Source organism: Steroidobacter sp. (assembly GCF_016790065.1).
GTDB lineage: Bacteria > Pseudomonadota > Gammaproteobacteria > Steroidobacterales > Steroidobacteraceae > Steroidobacter.
In genome coordinates this window covers 1-5,338 of record NZ_JAEUPY010000221.1, presented here as the reverse complement: position 1 = coordinate 5,338, position 5,338 = coordinate 1, and the positions used below count along the sequence as shown (strand labels likewise).

Here is a 5,338-nt window from a genome sequence, read left to right as displayed (position 1 = left end):
GCTAACCGCGCCCCTGGAAGTCACCGGCTTTGTCGATACCGTGTTGAAGGTTTCATCCAGCGCCAAGGACACGGACTTTGCGGTGAAGCTGGTCGACGTGGCTCCGGACGGCACGGCCTATATCATTGCCGATACCATCTTCCGCGCACGTTATCGAAATGGCTTCGACCGGCCGGAGCTGATGACCCCGGACAATATCTACGAGATCCGCCCGACCCCCATGGCCACCAGCATCCGCTTTGACAAGGGCCATCGCATCCGCGTGGAAGTGACCTCCTCCAACTTCCCCAAGTTCGTCCGCAATCTGAACACCGGCGGCCCGAACGAGAGCGAGAAAGACCCGGTGGTGGCTAACAACACCCTGCATCACGCCGGCAACGATGTGTCGTACGTGGAACTGCCCGTGGTGCCGGCTCGATGACGGCTTCGGCTAGCCCTTACTCGCTCCGTGACGCTCGACACGGCACGATTGCGCCCGGCAATGAGCTGCAGTGAGATCAAGGAATATCCGTAGTTTGCACCAGCCGCGCTCCGTACTCCTGGGCCTGTTATTGGCGGCGAGCTGCATGCCGCTGCCCGCCCGTGCCCAAAACCAGGACAAGAACACCGAGAAGCCGGTTCAAGCCCTGATCGTGTTCGACGTTTCGGGCAGCATGCGACAGAGCGATCCCAATCGCTTGAGCGTGGCCGCCGCTCAGCTGTTCGGCAATCTCTCTGGGCCCAGCGACACGGTCGGACTCGCCGCCTTCAGCGATCGCGCCGACCTGCTCATCCCCATCGCTCCCGCCCAGGACGCCGGCGCCAAGGACGCGTTACAGAGCAGCCTCAAGAAACTGGTGTTCAATGGCCAGACCACGGACCTGGCCGCCGCCCTCGACTCAGGTTTAGCCGCCTTTGCCGAACCGGCCGACAGCTCGCACCGCCGACTGGTGCTACTGCTGACCGATGGCGCGCTGGATCTAGGGAAAGGTCGCGAAGAGCAAGAGGCAGCGGCTCGCAAACGCATCTTGGATTCATTGCTGCCTGAGTATCTGCGTCGGGACATCGCGCTTTACACCATTGCCTTCACCAGCTCTGCGGATCAGAGCCTGCTCAAGGAAATGACCCAAGCCAGCGCCGGCGAGTCGCGCTTCGCCGGCGATGCCCAGACGCTGCACAAAGCGTTCAGTCAGATCTTCATCGGTGCCCGCGGCGCGCAGTCCTTTCCATTGGAGAAAGGTAATCTGCAAATCGATGCGAGCATCAAAGAGCTGTCGCTGGTGTTCGCCAAGAGTGCGCCGGACGAACGCATTGCCCTGCTCACGCCGCAACAACGCACGGTGAAAGCTGGCGACACTGCCGAGGGCATGACCTGGCAATCGACCCCCGCTTACGATCTGGTGCGCATGCACGAGCCCGAGCCCGGCACCTGGCAGATCGACCGCTCGGGCGAGGTGCAAGGCGGTGTGGGCATCATTGGCGAAAGCACTCTGAACTTGCAGATCGAGCTCGGCACCGTGTTCATCGAAACCGGCGCACCGCTCACGATTCGTTCCTTTCTCCAAGACGAGTCGCAGACGCCGGCAAGCATGCATCAAGAAGAGGGACAGACCCTCACTGCCGAGGTGAGTGCAGCTGAGGAAGCGGCGGTAAGTCTGCCTCTAGTTGCACAAGCCGATGGCAGCTTCAGCGCATCGACCGCGGTGCTGAATGCTTCGGGCAAGTACAGCGTGACTGTCACAGCTACGACGCCGACGCTGCAGCGACAACGGACGCGTACCTTCATCGTTCATCCGGAATGTTTTCTAGGCAGCGTTCCGCAGACCGCCCCGGCCAAAGTGCAGGTCACACTGCATAGCTCCTGCCCTTCGTTCAAAAGCCTGTCGATCGAGGCTGAATACACCGCGGCAGAAAAATCCCAGAATAATGTGCCTTTACAAAGAGTGCAATCGACTTAGTTCGAAGCTGAGATGCCACCCGCTTACGTCAAAGAGCAAGCGCATCTCAATCTGATCATTCACGGTGAGACTGCGGCTGAAGGCGCTTTCACGCTGACCAAGGGACCGCTGCCAGTGCCCATAACAGCGCCACCAGTCGCCGAACCTGCGCCTGTGGTTGCTCACAACGATGGCGATGTCGTCGCCCGAGCCGGGATCAAGCTGCTCAAGATCAATGTGGGACTGGCGATTCTGGGTGTGCTCGGCTATGGCGGCTTTTGGCTGACTCGGCGACTGAAAAAAGGCAAGCCATGGAAGAAACCCTGATCTGGGTCGGTGGCTTGCTCATCGAACTGCTGCTGATCGCCACAGTAGTGCTGGCCGTGCTGCTGCGACGAGCTCTGAAGGCGCAACGGCAACCGGTCGCTCAGGCTGGCCACAAGGAGACACCCGCAACTGCTGGCGTCGCCGAGGCCGCCGTAGCTCCCATTAAAGCACCGCAACCGACTCCGGAAGCGCCAGCCATAGAGATCGGCGCAGAAGCGATCTCCTCGGCCGAGCCCGAAGCGCCGGCGGCCGCTACTCCTGCGATCGAACTCACCGACGCTGCCGATGAGCCGGTTGAAACCGAGCAAGCCTCGGTCAAGAACGAAATCGATGAACTCCGAGAAATCATCGACAACGCCAATCTGGATCAATCCACCGAACGACTCCAGCAACGCCTGGAGGCCACCAATCAATCCTTACAGGACCTGGCGTTCGATCTGGAACAGCAACCCACCGAGGCCGGCGAGCGCCGGGTCGATATCGAGCCGTTACGCACCAACCTGCAGGAAATGACTGCCGAAGTCGACTCTCTGCAACAGAACAACGCTCAGCTACAACAAGACTTGCGTAACAAGGCCGAGGACATGGAAAAGTCCATCGCCGAAAAACAAGAGAACACCGACCGCGTCTTGCACCATGCCAAGAAGCTGCGCAAAGACATGTCGACCATGCGCGAGAAGCTCAAGAATCGGGAAAGCGATGTGCAACAGCTAGAGACGGCCAACGAAGCGTTGGCCGCCGAATACAACGCGCTCATGAAGGAATATGAGCGCATCTATGCCAAGGCGCCGAAATGAACTCGCGGGGCGATCAGTGCCCCACTGCACTCACTGACTCGCTTTTCCTCAGCTCGGCCCAATGAGGCAAGCCATACACCCAGCGCCCGTCGTAAACAGACGCTGCCACTGCGCTACCGCACAGCACGCCATCGCGCAGCTTCAGTCTGATTGAAACGGTGTGCGGATAACGCTTGGTGTCGGCTGTTACGATCCGCGCCAGCGACGTACCGCTGATCCCGTCCTCGCTGAACGTCACCTCGTTGAGTACTGCCCGCTGCTGCGCCGTGGTACGGCCATAAGCGGACTTGCCGATCTGCAAATAAACCTCTCCCGACGCTTGCACCGACAACCACAGGGGTTGTGCGCCTTCCGGCGTTTTTACCGTGCCTTCCCATCGGCCAAGCAAGGCAGGCGCCGGCAGCTGTGGCTTGGTGGGCTCGGGCACCACCGCCGCTTTCACCGGCTCACGCCACTTAGGCAACAAGGTCTTCAGCACCGAGTCCATCAAGCCACTCACACCGCCATCGGCATTCGCGAGCAGGACCATTCCCAGATTCGCGGCCGGCAGCATGACGAACTGCGTGTTCACGCCGGATGACGAGCCGCCGTGACCGACAGAGCGATAGCCGCCTTGATTCGAACTCATCCAACCGAAGGCGTAGCCGATGCTGTCCGGGCCCGCCGCACGAACAGGTGTCGCCTGAATGTCGATGGGATCACGAAACATGCTATCTATCGCAGCGTCACTCAGAATCGCACGCTGCCCGGGCAAGCGCTGCTTCAGAAAGAACACGCCGAATCGCGCCAGATCGTGCGCGCTCGAATACAACGCCGCCGACGCCGGCTCGGCCGAGTAATAGAACGGCAGCGGCTTGCGGTCGAAGTCATAACGCACGGCCTGATACTTCTGCAGCTCCGGCGTAAGAACCAGCGATGAATGGGTCATGCCCAGCGGCATGAACACCTCACGACGCAGATAGTCGCCATAGGGTTGGCCCGAAACCCGCTCGATCAAATGCCCGAGCACGCCGTAGCCAATGTTCGAGTAGTGATAGCGCTCGCCCGGCGCCTCCACCACCACACCATAGCGATGAATCACTTCTGCCATCGTCGGCATGCGCGCAGCTTCTTCGCCGTAGAAGAACTGATCGCCGCCGCCCAGGCCCGAGGTGTGATTGGCAACGCGCCGTACCGTGACATCACGCGGATTGCCGACGTGAACCGTCAACGTATCCGGCCCAAGGTAGTCATTCACCGGGCCATCGATGTTCACTTTGCCCGCTTCGGCCAGCGTCATCACACCGACGGCGGTCAGCGTCTTCGATAGCGACGCCAGATTGAACATCGTGTGCTCGGTGACGGGCACACGATTCTCCATGTCCGCCCAGCCGAACCCTTCCTGCCATTTCACCTTGCCGTCTTGCCAGACGGCCACCGCGATGCCTGGCACGTCCTTCTGTTCCATGTGCCGGCGGATGATCTCTCGCGCCGGCGCGAACGGATCGGTCGCTGCCTGCAACGGCAGCGACACGCCGACACAACTCAAGCAAAGCAATGCGCTCGTTATGCTTCTAATCACGATGCACCCCGCGTTTAGTAGGCAAAGCGAACGGATAGGACTGCGTTGCGCGGCTCGCCATACCAGCCGTTGAGCTGCACGTCGGTGAAATATTTCTTGTCGAAGAGGTTATTGACGTTGAGCTGTGCCGACACTCGCGGCGTGACCGAGTACTTGGCCATCAGATCCAACACCCCATAGGCATCCTGGACATAGCGCAGTCCGAGCCCCCGGGGCTGAGGATTGTTGTTTTCGATTTCGCTCTGCCAGCGAAAATTGCCGCCGACAGTGAGTCCCTGTAAGACGCCCGAGTCGAACCGATAGCTGGAGTACAGCTTGAATGTGTTGGTCGGGATGTGCACCAGCCAACGCTGCCCCTGACCATCCTTGGGCAAGGACCGAGCGAAACCGCCGCTGAGGTTCCAGCTCGGCCCGATGCGGCCCGCGACTTCGATCTCATAGCCGCGTGTCTTGGTGCCGTCGACAGCGCGATAGTAGTAACGGCCGTCGTCCAGAATGCCCACCCATTGCGGCACATTGTCCTGCTTGGTTTCGAACACCGCGCCCGAGATGTTCATCTGGTCGTCGAACAGCGCGATCTTCAAGCCCGTCTCCAGATTGATACCGGTGGCTGGATCGATGACCTGTGCGTTCTCATCGATCACGGTGGTGGGCTGGAAAATATCCGCGTAGCTCACATATGCGGTCACGGCGCGCGTTACATCAAACACGATGCCCGCGTAAGGCGTGAAGACGCC

General features: G+C 60.3%; 6 protein-coding genes. 4 read left to right on the top strand and 2 right to left on the bottom strand.

Going from position 1 to position 5,338, the window contains the following annotated elements; translation table 11 throughout:
- The 4 genes from JNL55_RS09485 to JNL55_RS09470 all read left to right on the top strand — a co-directional run.
- Window positions 1–421 (top strand): CocE/NonD family hydrolase (locus JNL55_RS09485; protein WP_293852376.1); only part of this gene is annotated, 421 nt, incomplete at its 5' end.
- Between the two features lie 145 nt (window positions 422–566).
- Window positions 567–1,937, top strand: a complete 1,371-nt coding sequence (locus JNL55_RS09480; protein WP_293852375.1) for a vWA domain-containing protein — start codon at window positions 567–569, stop codon at window positions 1,935–1,937.
- A 12-nt stretch (window positions 1,938–1,949) separates the two neighbouring features.
- Window positions 1,950–2,243, top strand: a complete 294-nt coding sequence (locus JNL55_RS09475) for a hypothetical protein (protein WP_293852374.1) — start codon at window positions 1,950–1,952, stop codon at window positions 2,241–2,243.
- A complete protein-coding gene (locus JNL55_RS09470) occupies window positions 2,228–3,040 on the top strand; it encodes a hypothetical protein (RefSeq protein WP_293852373.1) in 813 nt (270 codons plus the stop codon). The genes JNL55_RS09475 and JNL55_RS09470 overlap by 16 nt, the downstream gene beginning before the upstream one ends.
- 13 nt (window positions 3,041–3,053) lie before the next feature.
- On the opposite strand, the gene JNL55_RS09465 is transcribed toward JNL55_RS09470, so the two are convergent.
- Window positions 3,054–4,601: a serine hydrolase domain-containing protein gene (locus tag JNL55_RS09465; protein WP_293852372.1), complete on the bottom strand. Its 1,548-nt coding sequence runs from the start codon at window positions 4,599–4,601 to the stop codon at window positions 3,054–3,056.
- Window positions 4,602–4,615: 14 nt separating this feature from the next.
- On the bottom strand, window positions 4,616–5,338 hold a 723-nt coding region (locus tag JNL55_RS09460), incomplete at its 5' end, for a TonB-dependent siderophore receptor (RefSeq protein ID WP_293852371.1).